Source organism: Pantoea sp. (genome assembly GCF_028283705.1).
Lineage (GTDB): Bacteria > Pseudomonadota > Gammaproteobacteria > Enterobacterales > Enterobacteriaceae > Pantoea.
Window position 1 is genome coordinate 28673 of sequence record NZ_JAPWKD010000022.1, and the last position, 17637, is coordinate 46309.

Below are 17637 nucleotides of genomic sequence, written 5' to 3' on the forward strand. Positions count from 1 at the left end.
TCTGGTGGTTAATTATCTGGTCGTAATGAAATTTCCCCACCAACCCATGCCTTAGTTTCACCATCCTGCTCCAGCAGCAAGCCGCCTTGCTTATCCACGCCACGCGCAATGCCATAAACTTCACGGTCACCAATTAACAATTTGACCGGACGATTAATGAAGTTATCGAGCATATCCCAACGTTCAATAAAGGGAGCCAGGCCGTCACGTTCAAACAATGGTAAAGCTTCGCGTAAACGATTAATCAATGTTGCGGCCAGCTGATTACGATCGATGTCGATCCCCGCTTCCTGCAAATTAATCCAACCCTGGTTAATTTGTGACGCGCCTTCGGAACGCATCGCGAGGTTAATTCCTGCGCCAATTACAATCTGGGCTGCATCGCCGGTTTTACCAGTAAGTTCAACCAGGATACCAGCCAGCTTTCGATCGTGCAGATAGAGATCGTTAGGCCATTTAACCCGTACATCTTTCGCGCCAAGGGACTGAATAACTTCCGCCATCACGATACCGATGACCAGGCTCAACCCCATTGCAGCGGCTGGTCCCTGCTCCAGACGCCAGTACATCGACATATACAGGTTGGCACCAAAGGGTGAAAACCATTGTCTGCCACGACGCCCACGTCCTGCCTGTTGATACTCCGCAATACAAGCATCACCCGATACCAACTGATCCATACGCTCAAGCAGATATTGGTTCGTCGAATCAATTACAGGGATCACAGACAAATTAGGTTGATTCAGCCGCGATACAATTTCTTCTTCATTCAGCAACTGAATGGGGGCTGGCAGGCTGTATCCTTTACCCGTAACGGTATAAACATCCAGTCCCCAGCTCTTCAACGTTTGAACATGTTTGTTGATTGCGGCCCGGCTCATACCCAGGACTTCGCCCAGTTGCTCCCCCGAATGAAATTCTCCATCTGCGAGTAAAGCGACTAATTTTAGCGGTACACTATGGTCTTTCATGAAATCACCTCTACGGCGTTACGTTCGCCCTGCGCATCGATAAAGCGAACTTCCGGCTCCAGCCAGACATTGAATTTCTCACCGACGTGGTTTCTCACCTCGCGTGCCAACTGAACAATATCCTGAGGTGTTGCCTGATTTTCATTAATCAGCACCAGTGCCTGCTGGCGATGCACTGCAGCACCGCCCACCTGATGCCCCTTCAGCTGACATTGATCGATCAGCCAACCGGCAGCAAGTTTCACTTCACCTTCAGGTTGGGGATAGAGCGGGATCGTTGGCCATTGAGTACACAATGCTGCGGCCTGAGTGGCGGTGATCAGTGGATTTTTAAAGAAACTGCCCACATTTCCTGTTATCCGGGGATCAGGAAGCTTGCTCTGACGCATCTGACAGACAGCATTAAATACATCCCACGCGCTGGCTGTTGCCGGATTAAGCCGTGCCAAATCACCATAACTCAGCACTGGCTGCCATTGCTTAGGCAGACGTAATCCTACTGCGACGATGACATAGTCATTCTTCATCGCATGTTTGAAAATACTGTCACGATAGCCAAACTCGCACTCTTCGCGATACAGCCGAACCGTCTGGCGGGTGGGTAGATGTATAGCTTCAACATAGTGGCAGATATCTTTAAATTCGATACCGTACGCACCAATATTTTGAATTGGAGCCGAGCCAGCCATACCCGGTATCAAGGCGAGATTCTCCAGACCAGGAATGCCTTTCTTTAAAGTTTGCTCAACCAGTTCATGCCAGTTTTCTCCCGCTCCAACATGCAGTTGCCATGCTTCGGGATGTTCTTCTATGGCTATGCCTTTGATTGTATTGATCACCACAGTACCGTTGAAGTCTTCGAGAAACAGTACATTGCTGCCGCCACCAAGTATCATAAAAGGCTGTTTCTGAGCGGTACTGCCTTGCCAGGCGTCAATGATGGCTTCTGCAGTATTGGCAATAACGATATTTCTCGCACTGACCTCAAGGCCAAGTGTATTGAAAGCTTTAAGAGAAGTGTTGGGGCTGGACATTTCACGGCCTTAACTGATTAATCTGGCCGTAGTTTACCTGATCAGATTGTTACGAGTGGGATGTTTTCGTGTTTTTCACTGCTCAGAGGCTGATCTGCGGACGTAAAAAAGCCCTGAACTTTCGTTCAGGGCTTCTTCACTTGATTGATGCCTGGCAGTTCCCTACTCTCGCATGGGGAGACCCCACACTACCATCGGCGCTACGGCGTTTCACTTCTGAGTTCGGCATGGGGTCAGGTGGGACCACCGCGCTAGTGCCGCCAGGCAAATTCTGTCTATCCGCACCGCCCTCTCAGGCCGCACGAATCTATCCGGATGAATCAAGCTGAAAATCTTCTCTGGTCTCTCAACCAAAACGCCTCTGGCGTTGTAAGGTTAAGCCTCACGGGTCATTAGTACCGGTTAGCTCAATGCATCGCTGCGCTTACACACCCGGCCTATCAACGTCATCGTCTTTAACGTCCCTTCAGGTGACTCAAGGTCACAGGGAAGACTCATCTCGAGGCAAGTTTCCCGCTTAGATGCTTTCAGCGGTTATCTCTTCCGCACGTAGCTACCGGGCAATGCCATTGGCATGACAACCCGAACACCAGTGGTGCGTCCACTCCGGTCCTCTCGTACTAGGAGCAACCCCCTCAATCTTCCAACGCCCACGGCAGATAGGGACCGAACTGTCTCACGACGTTCTAAACCCAGCTCGCGTACCACTTTAAACGGCGAACAGCCGTACCCTTGGGACCTACTTCAGCCCCAGGATGTGATGAGCCGACATCGAGGTGCCAAACACCGCCGTCGATATGAACTCTTGGGCGGTATCAGCCTGTTATCCCCGGAGTACCTTTTATCCGTTGAGCGATGGCCCTTCCATTCAGAACCACCGGATCACTATGACCTGCTTTCGCACCTGCTCGAGCCGTCACTCTCGCAGTCAAGCTGGCTTATGCCTTTGCACTAACCTCACGATGTCCGACCGTGATTAGCTAACCTTCGTGCTCCTCCGTTACTCTTTAGGAGGAGACCGCCCCAGTCAAACTACCCACCAGACACTGTCCTCGACCCCGATTAGGGGCCGGAGTTAGAACATCAAACATTAAAGGGTGGTATTTCAAGGTTGGCTCCATGCGGACTGGCGTCCACACTTCAAAGCCTCCCACCTATCCTACACATCAAGGCTCAATGTTCAGTGTCAAGCTATAGTAAAGGTTCACGGGGTCTTTCCGTCTTGCCGCGGGTACACTGCATCTTCACAGCGAGTTCAATTTCACTGAGTCTCGGGTGGAGACAGCCTGGCCATCATTACGCCATTCGTGCAGGTCGGAACTTACCCGACAAGGAATTTCGCTACCTTAGGACCGTTATAGTTACGGCCGCCGTTTACCGGGGCTTCGATCAAGAGCTTCTCCTTACGGATAACCCCATCAATTAACCTTCCGGCACCGGGCAGGCGTCACACCGTATACGTCCACTTTCGTGTTTGCACAGTGCTGTGTTTTTAATAAACAGTTGCAGCCAGCTGGTATCTGCGACTGGCTTCGGCTCGGGAAGCAAGTCCCTCCACCTAACGCCAGCGTGCCTTCTCCCGAAGTTACGGCACCATTTTGCCTAGTTCCTTCACCCGAGTTCTCTCAAGCGCCTCGGTATTCTCTACCTGACCACCTGTGTCGGTTTGGGGTACGATTCGATGTGACCTGGTGCTTAGAGGCTTTTCCTGGAAGCGTAGCATCAACCCCTTCACCACCGTAGTGGCTCGTCATCACGCCTCAGTGTTATAAGAGAACGGATTTTCCTGTCCTCTCCACCTGCACGCTTGAACCGGGACAACCGTCGCCCGGCCGGTCTAGCTTTCTCCGTCCCCCCTTCGCAGTCACACCCAGTACAGGAATATTAACCTGTTTCCCATCGACTACGCCTTTCGGCCTCGCCTTAGGGGTCGACTCACCCTGCTCCGATTAACGTTGAACAGGAACCCTTGGTCTTCCGGCGAGCGGGCTTTTCACCCGCTTTATCGTTACTTATGTCAGCATTCGCACTTCTGATACCTCCAGCAACCCTCACAGGCCACCTTCTCAGGCTTACAGAACGCTCCCCTACCCAACGGACATATCCTTAAAATACTTGTGTCGCTGCCGCGGCTTCGGTGCATGGTTTAGCCCCGTTACATCTTCCGCGCAGGCCGACTCGACCAGTGAGCTATTACGCTTTCTTTAAATGATGGCTGCTTCTAAGCCAACATCCTGGCTGTCTGTGCCTTCCCACATCGTTTCCCACTTAACCATGACTTTGGGACCTTAGCTGGCGGTCTGGGTTGTTTCCCTCTTCACGACGGACGTTAGCACCCGCCGTGTGTCTCCCGTGATAACATTCTTCGGTATTCGCAGTTTGCATCGGGTTGGTAATCCGGGGTGGACCCCTAGCCGAAACAGTGCTCTACCCCCGAAGATGAATTCACGAGGCGCTACCTAAATAGCTTTCGGGGAGAACCAGCTATCTCCCGGTTTGATTGGCCTTTCACCCCCAGCCACAAGTCATCCGCTAATTTTTCAACATTAGTCGGTTCGGTCCTCCAGTTAGTGTTACCCAACCTTCAACCTGCCCATGGCTAGATCACCGGGTTTCGGGTCTATACCCTGCAACTAACGCCCAGTTAAGACTCGGTTTCCCTACGGCTCCCCTATTCGGTTAACCTTGCTACAGAATATAAGTCGCTGACCCATTATACAAAAGGTACGCAGTCACCCTGATTTCTCAAGGGGCTCCCACTGCTTGTACGTACACGGTTTCAGGTTCTGTTTCACTCCCCTCGCCGGGGTTCTTTTCGCCTTTCCCTCACGGTACTGGTTCACTATCGGTCAGTCAGGAGTATTTAGCCTTGGAGGATGGTCCCCCCATCTTCAGACAGGATATCACGTGTCCCGCCCTACTCATCGAACCCACAACTCTGCACCTTCGGATACGGGGCTATCACCCTCTGTCGCCGGACTTTCCAGACCGTTCTCCTGATGCAAAAGCTGATGGTGGTTCTGGGCTGTTCCCCGTTCGCTCGCCGCTACTGGGGGAATCTCGGTTGATTTCTTTTCCTCGGGGTACTGAGATGTTTCAGTTCCCCCGGTTCGCCTCGTTACGCTATGGATTCACGTAACGATAGTGCAACGAATTGCACTGGGTTTCCCCATTCGGACATCGCCGGCTGATAACGCTTCATATCAGCTTACCGGCGCTTTTCGCAGATTAGCACGCCCTTCATCGCCTCTGACTGCCTAGGCATCCACCGTGTACGCTTAGTCACTTAACCTCACAACCCTAAGGTGTTTTGCAACGGCTGCACGAATCGCAAGCTTTTGCTCCGAGACTCATGGACACACCGTCCACTCCGGTTTCTCCGTGCCGGGCGCCTTGCCCTGCCGCCGTTCGCTCAGTATTCTTCAGCTATGTCAACATCATGGGGGATTGTTATCGACATAACAGCTACTTAGGTTTGCTTACTTTGAGAGACTCGCATACTGATTTTGCTCAGCATGTTATTTCAAATTTTCAGCTTGTTCCGGATTGTTAAAGAGCAGTATTTCGCAGCGCACTCTTTCAAATGCGCTCTGAAATTATCAGACAATATGGTTATTTGGCGTCCCCTAGGGGGTTCGAACCCCTGTTACCGCCGTGAAAGGGCAGTGTCCTAGGCCACTAGACGAAGGGGACAAAAATACGTTTGCGAAGCGCTGCTTCAGCGGAATCTGGTAAGCCTGAGTGCACTATGAACCACCGACCTCACCCTTATCAGGGGTGCGCTCTAACCACCTGAGCTACAAGCCTATAGAAGGTTTTTCTTGCTCATTACAGTTATCAGACAATCTGTGTGGACACGTCACAATACGTATCTTTCGGTAAGGAGGTGATCCAACCGCAGGTTCCCCTACGGTTACCTTGTTACGACTTCACCCCAGTCATGAATCACAAAGTGGTAAGCGCCCTCCCGAAGGTTAAGCTACCTACTTCTTTTGCAACCCACTCCCATGGTGTGACGGGCGGTGTGTACAAGGCCCGGGAACGTATTCACCGTGGCATTCTGATCCACGATTACTAGCGATTCCGACTTCATGGAGTCGAGTTGCAGACTCCAATCCGGACTACGACGCACTTTGTGAGGTCCGCTTGCTCTCGCGAGGTCGCTTCTCTTTGTATGCGCCATTGTAGCACGTGTGTAGCCCTACTCGTAAGGGCCATGATGACTTGACGTCATCCCCACCTTCCTCCGGTTTGTCACCGGCAGTCTCCTTTGAGTTCCCACCATTACGTGCTGGCAACAAAGGATAAGGGTTGCGCTCGTTGCGGGACTTAACCCAACATTTCACAACACGAGCTGACGACAGCCATGCAGCACCTGTCTCAGAGTTCCCGAAGGCACAACTCCATCTCTGGAAGTCTTCTCTGGATGTCAAGAGTAGGTAAGGTTCTTCGCGTTGCATCGAATTAAACCACATGCTCCACCGCTTGTGCGGGCCCCCGTCAATTCATTTGAGTTTTAACCTTGCGGCCGTACTCCCCAGGCGGTCGATTTAACGCGTTAGCTCCGAAAGCCACGGCTCAAGGCCACAACCTTCAAATCGACATCGTTTACAGCGTGGACTACCAGGGTATCTAATCCTGTTTGCTCCCCACGCTTTCGTACCTGAGCGTCAGTCTTCGTCCAGGGGGCCGCCTTCGCCACCGGTATTCCTCCAGATCTCTACGCATTTCACCGCTACACCTGGAATTCTACCCCCCTCTACGAGACTCTAGCCTGCCAGTTTCAAATGCAGTTCCCGGGTTAAGCCCGGGGATTTCACATCTGACTTAACAAACCGCCTGCGTACGCTTTACGCCCAGTAATTCCGATTAACGCTCGCACCCTCCGTATTACCGCGGCTGCTGGCACGGAGTTAGCCGGTGCTTCTTCTGCGGGTAACGTCAATGAACGATGCTATTAACATCACCCCTTCCTCCCCGCTGAAAGTGCTTTACAACCCGAAGGCCTTCTTCACACACGCGGCATGGCTGCATCAGGCTTGCGCCCATTGTGCAATATTCCCCACTGCTGCCTCCCGTAGGAGTCTGGACCGTGTCTCAGTTCCAGTGTGGCTGGTCATCCTCTCAGACCAGCTAGGGATCGTCGCCTAGGTGAGCCGTTACCCCACCTACTAGCTAATCCCATCTGGGTTCATCCGATGGTGTGAGGCCCTAAGGTCCCCCACTTTGGTCTTGCGACGTTATGCGGTATTAGCTACCGTTTCCAGTAGTTATCCCCCTCCATCGGGCAGATCCCCAGACATTACTCACCCGTCCGCCGCTCGCCGGCAAAGTAGCAAGCTACTTCCCGCTGCCGCTCGACTTGCATGTGTTAGGCCTGCCGCCAGCGTTCAATCTGAGCCATGATCAAACTCTTCAATTAAAAGCTTGATGCTCAAAGATTGTCATACTGTTAATCTTATGAATTAACTGTTTGTCACTCTTCAAGACTTGGTATTTTTGTGTTTCGATACGGTCTTGTGAGTGCCCACACAGATTGTCTGATAAATTGTTAAAGAGCAGTGGCCGGGGAGGACTAAAATCTCACCTGGCGCGGGTTGCGTATATTACGTTTTCCCGCTGAAGAGTCAAGCTTTTATTTGCTTTTACGAAGCGCTTTTCCCTTCCCGACCCGGTCCGTCGCAGCGGTTAATCCCGGTCAGTGGAGGCGCATTATAGGGACTAATTCTGAGTGACAAGCGTTTATTGCAAAAAAATTATCGTTCGGCCTAAATTTCACCAAAACGCTTTATTTCACAACGTTTTGCATGGTAATTGCGCAAAATCCCGGGCAAAAAGAGCGACTTTCTGCCAGTCGGTATACTCCACTTCTTTCGATGTATCGGTTTCACCACCCGTCATACGCATAATCAACTGAATCATCACGCGATCGAACCAGCGATAGTGCGGATAACGTAGTGCCCCGGCAAACACCGCACAGCAATCGGGTTGCCAGGGTGACTGTGTCAGAAACTTGTAGGTATAGACATTGGTTTCCGGCGTGCATTTATCCGCTTTACGCGCCGTCAGGTTCACACTGAAGAAACCACTGGCACGCTGTTGCAGCTGCGTCAGATGCGTCGTGACAAATTTCATTAAAGCAGGATGGAAATGACCATAGCGGATTGATGCACCGATCAGCACGCGATCATACTGCGCCCAGTCGAGGGAAGTGCTCTGCTGCACATCAATCACATCACACAGCTGCTGGGGGGCCAGGGTTTGCGCAATGCGTCCGGCAATTTTTTGGGTTTGCCCGTCACGGCTGGAGTAAACAATCAACGCTTTCATCACACAATCCTGCTTTATCATTCGCGCCAGAAGGTTGGGGTAAAGAGAACCAATAAGGTAAACACCTCAAGACGACCAAATAACATCGTCGAAATCAAAATCCACTTCGCCACATCATTCATAGAAGCAAAGTTATCGGCCACCACGCCAAGGCCCGGTCCGAGGTTGTTGAGGGTTGCGGCGACAGCAGCAAAGGCGGAAAAGTCATCCACGCCGGTTGCTATAATCGCCAGCATGCTGACAAGGAACACCAGCGCATAAGCGGAGAAGAATCCCCATACGGCTTCCAGAATACGTTCCGGCAGAGCACGGTTACCTAGCTTAATAGTGTAAACCGCATTCGGATGGACGAGGCGCTTCAGCTCACGCGAACCTTGTTTACATAACAGAAGAATACGAATGACCTTCAGACCGCCGCCGGTAGAACCCGCGCAGCCACCAATAAAGGCGGAACACAGCAGCAGTACCGGCAGGAATAACGGCCAGCGGGCAATGCTATCGGTAGTAAACCCGGCAGTGGTCGCCATGGAGACCACCTGGAAAAAGGCCTGATTCAGCGTTTGTAGGCCACTGGAATAGACATCATGGAACCACAATACCACCGTGCAGATCACCACCAGCGTCAGTTGCACGCCGATAAACATCCGGAACTCCGGATCACGCCAGTACACTTTCAGGCTACGCCCGCTCAGTAAAGAGAAGTGCAAGCCATAGTTACAGCCGGAGATCAGCAGGAATACTGCGATGATGGTATTAATGGTCGGGCTATTGAAGTAACCGATGCTGGCATCATGGGTAGAGAAGCCCCCGATAGCGATGGTGGAAAAACTATGGCCGATGGCATCAAACACCGGCATTCCCGCCAGCCACAACGCGACGGCACAGGCTACAGTGAGTAACACATAGATCAGCCACAATGTTTTGGCCGTTTCCGCGATGCGTGGGCGCATTTTATTATCTTTCAGCGGTCCCGGCATTTCAGCGCGGTACAGCTGCATCCCCCCTACCCCAAGAATTGGCAGGATCGCCACCGCCAGCACGATAATCCCCATCCCCCCGAGCCATTGCAGCATCTGACGATAGAAAAGAATCGCTTTAGGCAGTGAATCCAATCCCACCAGCGTTGTCGCTCCGGTGGTGGTTAATCCTGAAAAGGATTCGAAGAAGGCATCGGTCACCGACAAATGCGGCTGCTCGGCAAACATAAACGGCATCGCCCCCACGCTGCCCAGCACGGTCCAGAACAGCACCACGATCAGAAACCCTTCGCGTGGCTTCAGTTCCGTTTTCTGCTTGCGATTGGGCCACCACAACAATGAGCCAATCACCAGCGCCATCATAAAGGTCTGACTGAACGCCCGTCCGGCACCGTCACGATAAATCAGGGCCACCAGACCGGGCACGATCATGGTCACTGAGAACAGAATCACCAGCAGGCCCACAATGCGGGTAATGGCACGAAAATGCATTCAGCCGTTTCCTTTCAAAGAGATATTCTTAGTTTTCCAGCGGGATGAGCGTCAGCACGCCCCGACTGTAGTCAGAGAGGTTTTGCCGAAAGCCTTCGATCTGGCTATGCGGTAATGCCAGTTGCAGTGTAATGCGATCCAGATAATGGCTCGCTTCCACTCTGCCGTCAAAGCGCTGCAGCAGACGTTCAATATCACTGAACTGTGCATATTCGCATTGCAGAGTAAAAGATTGCATCGGTACTTTACGGCAACGTGTCAGCTGCTTTAACCCCTGCTGGACACCGCCGCCATAGGCTTTCACCAGCCCACCCGTACCAAGCATAATGCCGCCATAGTAACGCACCACAACAGCGGTAATTTCACCGACACCGCTCCCCATCAGCTGCGCCAGCATCGGTTTTCCCGCCGTACCCGAGGGTTCACCATCATCAGAAAAGCCAAGCTGCTGTGAATCATCCGGCGCACCGGCTACCCATGCCCAGCAGTGATGGCGGGCCGTGGGATGTTCAGCTTTAATATGCTGCACAAAAGCACGCGCCGCTTCTACGCCGTCGGTATGCGCCAGCAGCGTAATAAAGCGGCTTTTCTTGATGGTTTCCTCGCTGAGACTCACAGCCTCAGCGGGAATGTCATAAGCATTCATCAGGCCAGATGCAGATCGCGCGTCATGTTTTCAATCCGATTGGCATGGATCACCACATTATCCTCAATGCGAATCCCGCCATAAGGTTTCAACGCATCAATCGCCTGCCAGTCAAAGTGCTGGCTATATTTGCCGCTGCGCAGCGACGACAGCAGGGAATCGATAATGTAGAAACCCGGTTCGATGGTCATCACCATGCCCGGCTCCAGTACTCTGGTGCAACGCAGATACGGATATTGCGCCGGAGCAGCCAGATGCGTGCCGTTATCATCCTGCATAAAGCCAGCAACGTCGTGTACCTGCAGACCGAGCGGGTGACCCAGACCATGCGGCATGAACGGACCGGTTAAATCTTCCGCCACCAGCGTTTCTTCACTCAGCCCTTTCACCAGGTCAAACCTCAGCAGCATGCGCGCAATGCGCTGATGCATCTGCAGATGGTAATCGGTATAGCGTACGCCAGCCTTGAGGGTCGCGATCAGCGCCAGTTCCTCTTTATTCATTGCCTCAACCATTTCGGCATAGCGCGATTTCGCCTGTGCGGCATAGCTGCGGGTCAAATCGGCCGCATAGCCCAGATATTCCGCTCCGGCATCGATCAAAAAGCTATAACGTTTCGCCGGTGGTTGATGATCCAGTTTGGTGTAATGCAACACAGCGGCATGTTCATTCAGCGCGATGATGTTGCCGTAAGGCACGTCGATATCGCGATGTCCGGTGGCGCTCAGGTAGGCAATGTTGATATCAAACTCGCTCATGCCAGAGAAAAAGGCTTCTTTGGCGGCGCGATGCCCGGCCACTGCCAGCTTTTGTGCTTCACGCATGCAGGCCAGTTCATAATCGGTTTTGATGCTGCGGTGGTAATGCAGGAAATCGATCACCCCTTTGGGGTTGATGCTGTCGGCTTTGATACCCAGCTGCGTGGCACGCGCTGGCACCGGCCCGATGTAAGCCACATTATCGCGCTGAGCTGGCAGCAGTTGCCCTATCTCATCGGCGTTTTTCAGGCCGATAACGTCAACGTCCCCGGTCCAGAAGCTATTGGGCAGCAGCTCCACGTTGTGCCAGTAATCCACCGGCGAATAAAACCACAGCTTCGGTTTATTCACGCCGTCGATCCATAACCAGCAGTTCGGCACCTGCGTGACCGGCACCCAGGCTTTGAATTGCGGATTCACTTTGAACGGATAGTCATGATCGTCGAGAAACACGGTCAGCAACTCGCCAGAATGAATCAGCATGGCATCAAGTTTAAAACGCGCCAGCACCTGCTGCGCACGCTGTTGCAGCGTGTTGATATGCGCGTGATACAGGGTCTTCAGTGAATCCATGGACTTGTCTCCGATATCGCGAAAATGGCCGCAGTGTAGCATAGCCGTGTCCTTGTTGCCGTGCCCCCACACGCTGTGATCGCTGTATCAAATAAGCAAACTCTCGTTTGCAAAAAATTAACATGACACCCACACTCACCATCATCTGGTATGACCAGATCAACTTTCGCGGTTTCAGGAGACGGATATGCTCTACCAAGGCGATACCCTTTCTGTTCGCTGGCTTGACGATGGCATCGCCGAGCTGGTTTTTGACGCACCCGGTTCGGTGAATAAACTCGATACCAAAACCGTTGCCTCCCTGGGTGAGGCACTGGGTGTACTGGAACAACAGCCTGCACTGCGCGGCCTGCTGCTCTCTTCGGCGAAACCAGCGTTTATCGTTGGTGCCGACATCACCGAATTTCTTTCCCTGTTCGATGCCCCGGTTGAAAAGCTGAGCCAGTGGCTGGCCTTTGCCAACAGCATCTTTAATCGTCTGGAAGATCTGCCGGTACCCACCGTTGCCGCGATCGACGGCTATGCACTGGGCGGTGGCTGCGAGTGCGTACTCGCCACCGACTTCCGTATCGCCACCGCACAAACCCGCATTGGTCTGCCGGAAACTAAACTGGGCATCATGCCCGGTTTTGGCGGCAGCGTCCGCCTGCCGCGTTTGCTCGGTGCCGACAGCGCACTGGAGATTATCGCCGCTGGCAAAGATGTCGATGGCATCAGCGCGCTGAAACTGGGCCTGGTCGATGCGGTCGTGAGTAGCGATAAACTGCGCAGCGCCGCATTAATCGTACTCCAGGACGCCATCATCCAGGGCAGCTGGCAGGCACGTCGCACACCGAAGCTGGCACCGCTGAAACTCAGCCCGATCGAAGCCGCCATGAGCTTCACCATCGCCAAAAGCATGGTGCTGCAAACCGCAGGCAAACATTATCCAGCCCCCATCACGGCGGTAAAAACCATTGAAGCCGCCGCTGGCCTCGGCCGTGATGACGCATTAAAACTGGAAACCGCTGCCTTTGTGCCACTGGCGCAAAGTGACGTAGCACGCGCGCTGGTCGGCATCTTCCTTAACGATCAATACGTCAAAGGATTAGCCAAAAAGCGGGGGAATGCCACCAGCACCCCGGCGCAGGCGGCGGTGCTCGGTGCGGGCATTATGGGAGGCGGGATTGCGTATCAGTCAGCATGGAAAGGCGTGCCGGTGCAGATGAAAGATATCAATCCACAGGCACTGGCGCTCGGTATGAAAGAGGCCAGCAAACTGCTGAATAAGCAGCTGGAGCGCGGCAAAATTGATGGTGCGAAACTCGCCAGCGTACTGACCACTATCCAGCCCACACTGGACTACGCCGGATTTGAACGCGCCGATGTGGTAGTTGAAGCGGTGGTGGAAAACCCGCAAATCAAAGCCAAAGTGCTGGCCGAGACCGAGCAGCATCTGCGTGATGACGCCATTCTGGCGTCGAACACCTCGACGATTCCGATTAGCCAGCTGGCGCAGGCGCTGCAACGACCTGAAAACTTCTGCGGCATGCATTTCTTCAATCCAGTGCCGCGCATGCCGCTGGTTGAAGTGATTCGTGGGGAAAAAACCTCTGAGGAGACACTTGGTAAAGTCGTCGCCTGGGCCAGCAAAATGGGCAAGACGCCCATCGTGGTCAATGACTGTCCCGGCTTCTTTGTTAACCGCGTGCTATTCCCGTACTTTGCCGCCTTCAGTCTGCTGCTGCGCGACGGTGCCGATTTCCGTCAGATCGACAAAGTGATGGAAAAACAGTTTGGCTGGCCGATGGGCCCGGCGTGGCTGCTGGATGTGGTCGGCATTGATACTGCCCATCACGCCCAGCAGGTGATGGCACAGGGCTTCCCGTCACGGATGCAGAAAGATTATCGCGACGCCATCGACGTACTTTACGAGGCCGGGCGCTACGGTCAGAAAAACGGTCTGGGTTTCTGGCGCTGGACAGAGGACAAAAAGGGCAAGGCACAGAAACAAGCCGATGCCGAGGTCGATACCCTGTTGCAGCACGTGTGCCAGCCGAAACGCGTCTTCAGCGATGAAGAGATTACCAACCGCATGATGTTGCCGATGCTGCATGAAGTAGTGCGCTGCCTGGAAGAGAAGATTATCGCCTCTCCCGCCGAAGCAGACATGGCGCTGGTCTATGGTCTCGGCTTCCCGCCGTTCCGCGGTGGTGCCTTCCGTTATATGGATACGCTGGGGAACAGCACAGTGGTGGATCAGGCGAAACGTTATACCGCACTCGGCCCGCTGTATGCGCTGCCGGAGTTACTGGTACATATGGCCCATCAGCATCAAAGCTGGTATCCCGCAGCTCTTCCGATTGATGAAGCCGCGCTGCAAACTGCCTGAGGATTTTACAATGGAAAATGTCGTTATTATCGATGCCGCCCGCACACCGATGGGCCGTTCCAAAGGCGGTGCGTTTCGTCAGGTACGCGCAGAGGATCTCTCAGCACATCTGATGCGTGAATTACTCAGCCGCAACCCAGCGCTCGACCCCGCCACGCTGGATGACATCATCTGGGGCTGCGTACAGCAAACGCTGGAGCAGGGTTTTAACATTGCCCGTAATGCGGCGCTGCTGGCAGAGATCCCGCATCGCGTACCCGCCAGCACCGTGAACCGCTTATGTGGGTCGTCGATGCAGGCACTGCACGATGCGGCGCGCGCCATTATGGTAGGCGATGCGCAAAGTTGCCTGATTGGCGGTGTCGAACATATGGGCCACGTGCCGATGAGCCACGGTGTAGATTTCCACCCTGGCCTGAGCCGTACGGTGGCGAAAGCCGCAGGGATGATGGGGCTGACTGCCGAAATGCTGGCGCGTATGCATCATATCAGCCGCGAACAACAGGATGCCTTTGCGTTGCGCTCACATCAGCGTGCCTGGCAGGCCACCCAGCGCGGCGATTTTAAGCGTGAAATTATCCCGACCTATGGTCATGATGTTGATGGCGTACTGAAACGCTATGACGCCGATGAAGTAATCCGCGAAGATGCCAGCCTGGAAGGATTAGCCGCGCTGAAACCGGCATTTGACCCGGTCAACGGTACCGTCACTGCCGGTACTTCCTCGGCCCTTTCCGACGGTGCGGCCGCAATGTTGATTATGGGCGAAAGCCGGGCGCGCGAACTGGGCCTGACACCCCGCGCACGCATTCGCAGCATGGCGGTGGTCGGCTGCGATCCTTCCATTATGGGCTATGGCCCGGTGCCAGCCAGTAAGCTGGCGCTGAAGCGCGCCGGTCTGACAGTGCAGGATATTGGCCTGTTCGAACTCAACGAGGCCTTCGCCGCCCAGACACTACCCTGCCTGAAGGATTTAGGCCTGCTGGAACAGATAGATGAGAAGGTGAATCTGAATGGCGGCGCAATTGCACTCGGTCATCCGCTGGGATGTTCCGGTGCGCGTATCAGCACCACATTGCTGCATCTGATGGAAAAACGCGATGTGCAGTTTGGTCTGGCGACCATGTGTATTGGGTTAGGTCAGGGCATCGCAACCGTATTCGAACGTCTGTAATACGTTGACCACTGCATGATTTCCCGCCCTCTCGGGCGGGCTTTTTACCCGATCAGATAAACGCAAAAGCATCGCCGAACATCTGTGCTTCCAGCGCACCACGTTCCGCACAAAAGCGTTCACGCGCAATCTTCGCCATTTCGAACCGGCCAGCAATATAAATATCGTGCCCGCCTAATGAAGCGTAGTCCTGCATCACCGCCGTCAGTACCGTACCGGTACGTCCCTGCCAGCTCGCTTCCGGCTGTTCAACCACCGGGATCACCTGCAAATTGGGATGCTTAACCGCCAGCGCATTCAGTTCATCGAGATCGTAGAGATGGGTCAGTTCACGACCGCCCCAGTAAATCGCGATATCACGATCGGGCTGCTGTGCCAGTGCGGTCAGCAGAATGGAACGGGCGTAGGAAAATCCGGTTCCTCCCGCAATCAGGATGATGGGACGATCACTATCTTCACGCAGCCAGGCATCACCATGCGGCATGTCTACGGTGATTTCACGCTGATTCTGGATACGTTCCATCACCGCCATGGCATAGAGATTGAGCTCCGATGCGCCGATATGCAGCTCGATGATGTCTTTTTCCATCGGCGTGGACGCCAGGGAGAATGGGCGTTTATCCCGTTCGTCCATGACCACCATCAGGTACTGTCCGGCACGAAAGCTAAAATTCGCTTCCGGAATTAAACGGACGCGGTAGACGGTATCAGTAATCGCTTCAACCGAAGTCACTTTACAGCTTAACGTTGTCATGCGTTCCCTCTGTCGGGTCGTTTTTATGGTTATTCACCGCCGTCAGCGCTGCGGCGGCTCGGCAAAGATACCTAGCTCATCCCAGATGGCGTCAATGCGCGCCGTCACCGCCGGATCTTTGACAATCGGGGTTCCCCACTCACGCGTCGTTTCACCTGGCCATTTATTGGTGGCATCGAGTCCCATCTTCGACCCCAGCCCGGAGACCGGCGAGGCAAAATCGAGGTAGTCGATTGGCGTGTTCTCAACCATCACCGTGTCGCGCGCCGGGTCCATACGCGTAGTAATCGCCCAAATCACATCATTCCAGTCACGCGCGTTGACGTCATCGTCACACACAATAACAAATTTGGTGTACATGAACTGCCGCAGGAACGACCAGACGCCAAACATCACGCGCTTCGCATGACCGGCATACTGTTTTTTCATCGTCACTACTGCCAGACGATACGAACAGCCTTCCGGTGGCAGATAGAAATCAACAATTTCCGGGAACTGTTTGATCAGAATCGGCACCAGCACTTCATTTAACGCAACGCCCAGCACCGCCGGTTCATCCGGTGGACGGCCGGTATAGGTTGAGTGATAAATCGGGTTACGACGTTGCGTTATATGCGTCACGGTAAACACCGGGAAGTTATCTACTTCATTGTAGTAGCCAGTGTGATCGCCGTACGGACCTTCTGGCGCCATATCGCCCGGCTCGATGTAACCTTCCAGCACGATTTCAGCGCTGGCGGGGACTTCGAGGTCGTTAGACAGACACTTCACCACTTCAGTTTTATTGCCACGCAGCAGGCCCGCGAAGGCGTATTCCGATAAGGTATCCGGTACCGGAGTCACCGCACCCAGAATGGTTGCCGGATCAGCACCGAGGGCGACAGAAACCGGAAAACGCTCGCCGGGGTGAGCTTTACACCACTCCTGGAAATCGAGCGCGCCGCCGCGATGCGATAGCCAGCGCATAATAAGACGATTTTTGCCAATCACCTGCTGGCGATAAATCCCGAGATTCTGGCGCTCTTTATGCGGTCCGCGCGTCACCGTCAGGCCCCAGGTGATCAGCGGTGCGGCATCATCCGGCCAGCATTTCATCACCGGAATGCGCGATAAATCGACCTCATCACCGCTGAATACTTCTTCCTGACAAGGCGCATTACGCAGCCGTTTGGTCGGCATGTTCAGCACCTGCTTAAACTGCGGCATCTTGTCAAACAGGTCGCGAAAGCCCTTTGGCGGCTCAGGTTCTTTCAGGAATGCCAGCAGTTTGCCCACTTCGCGCAGCGCACTGACCTCTTCCTGCCCCATGCCCATCGCCACGCGTTTCGGCGTACCAAACAGGTTGCACAGCACCGGCATGTTGTAGCCTTTCGGGTTTTCGAACAGCAACGCCGGACCGCCCGCACGCAGGGTACGGTCAGCAATTTCGGTCATCTCCAGTTCGGGATCGATCGCCTGAGTGATGCGTTTTAACTCGCCCCGCTGCTCCAGCAGCGCAAGGAAATCACGTAAATCCTGATATTTCATGTAGGGTTAGCTTTCCGGCCTGAGATAATC

10 protein-coding genes, 2 tRNA genes and 3 rRNA genes are annotated in these 17637 nt (G+C 53.9%); 2 read left to right on the top strand and 13 right to left on the bottom strand.

The features are described 5' to 3' along the window. Window positions 1-8 precede the first annotated feature (8 nt). From birA to pepQ, 11 genes are all read right to left on the bottom strand, one after another. The gene (gene birA / locus PW844_RS19210) at window positions 9-971 is read right to left on the bottom strand and encodes a bifunctional biotin--[acetyl-CoA-carboxylase] ligase/biotin operon repressor BirA (RefSeq protein ID WP_299455326.1); all 963 of its coding nucleotides are present in this window, start codon (window positions 969-971) and stop codon (window positions 9-11) included. After that, window positions 968-2005 carry a UDP-N-acetylmuramate dehydrogenase gene (gene murB, locus PW844_RS19215; protein WP_299455328.1) on the bottom strand — a complete coding sequence of 346 codons (1038 nt, stop codon included), beginning with the start codon at window positions 2003-2005 and terminating at the stop codon, window positions 968-970. The genes birA and murB overlap by 4 nt, the downstream gene beginning before the upstream one ends. Before the next feature lie 149 nt (window positions 2006-2154). Continuing rightward, window positions 2155-2270: ribosomal RNA gene (gene rrf, locus PW844_RS19220) — 5S ribosomal RNA — on the bottom strand. Between the two features lie 106 nt (window positions 2271-2376). After that, window positions 2377-5297 (bottom strand): 23S ribosomal RNA (locus PW844_RS19225). Window positions 5298-5622: 325 nt separating this feature from the next. Beyond that, window positions 5623-5698: transfer RNA gene (locus tag PW844_RS19230), tRNA-Glu, on the bottom strand. A 36-nt stretch (window positions 5699-5734) separates the two neighbouring features. Further along, window positions 5735-5812: transfer RNA gene (locus PW844_RS19235), tRNA-Ile, on the bottom strand. Between the two features lie 72 nt (window positions 5813-5884). Next, a 16S ribosomal RNA gene (locus PW844_RS19240) occupies window positions 5885-7427 on the bottom strand. The 16S, 23S and 5S rRNA genes sit together here with 2 tRNA genes alongside, the layout of an rRNA operon. Window positions 7428-7798: 371 nt before the next feature. Further along, entirely contained in the window at window positions 7799-8335 is a 537-nt protein-coding gene (hemG, locus tag PW844_RS19245) for a menaquinone-dependent protoporphyrinogen IX dehydrogenase (protein ID WP_299455330.1), read from the bottom strand. Between the two features lie 17 nt (window positions 8336-8352). Then, a complete protein-coding gene (gene trkH / locus PW844_RS19250; RefSeq protein WP_084871748.1) occupies window positions 8353-9804 on the bottom strand; it encodes a Trk system potassium transporter TrkH in 1452 nt (483 codons plus the stop codon). Window positions 9805-9832: 28 nt separating this feature from the next. Next, window positions 9833-10450, bottom strand: a complete 618-nt coding sequence (locus PW844_RS19255) for an IMPACT family protein (protein ID WP_299455336.1) — start codon at window positions 10448-10450, stop codon at window positions 9833-9835. Beyond that, a complete protein-coding gene (gene pepQ / locus PW844_RS19260; RefSeq protein WP_299455338.1) occupies window positions 10450-11781 on the bottom strand; it encodes a Xaa-Pro dipeptidase in 1332 nt (443 codons plus the stop codon). The genes PW844_RS19255 and pepQ overlap by 1 nt, the downstream gene beginning before the upstream one ends. 187 nt (window positions 11782-11968) lie before the next feature. Between pepQ and fadB the strand changes: the two genes are divergently transcribed. Both fadB and fadA read left to right on the top strand, forming a co-directional pair. After that, window positions 11969-14152 (top strand): fatty acid oxidation complex subunit alpha FadB, encoded by a 2184-nt coding sequence (gene fadB, locus PW844_RS19265; RefSeq protein WP_299455340.1) that lies wholly within the window; start codon window positions 11969-11971, stop codon window positions 14150-14152. Between the two features lie 10 nt (window positions 14153-14162). Further along, the gene (gene fadA, locus PW844_RS19270; RefSeq protein ID WP_299455342.1) at window positions 14163-15326 is read left to right on the top strand and encodes an acetyl-CoA C-acyltransferase FadA; all 1164 of its coding nucleotides are present in this window, start codon (window positions 14163-14165) and stop codon (window positions 15324-15326) included. 52 nt (window positions 15327-15378) lie between these two features. On the opposite strand, the gene fre is transcribed toward fadA, so the two are convergent. Beyond that, entirely contained in the window at window positions 15379-16080 is a 702-nt protein-coding gene (gene fre / locus PW844_RS19275; RefSeq protein WP_299455344.1) for an NAD(P)H-flavin reductase, read from the bottom strand. 42 nt (window positions 16081-16122) lie between these two features. Then, window positions 16123-17607, bottom strand: a complete 1485-nt coding sequence (gene ubiD / locus PW844_RS19280; protein ID WP_299455346.1) for a 4-hydroxy-3-polyprenylbenzoate decarboxylase — start codon at window positions 17605-17607, stop codon at window positions 16123-16125. Between the last annotated feature and the right edge of the window lie 30 nt (window positions 17608-17637).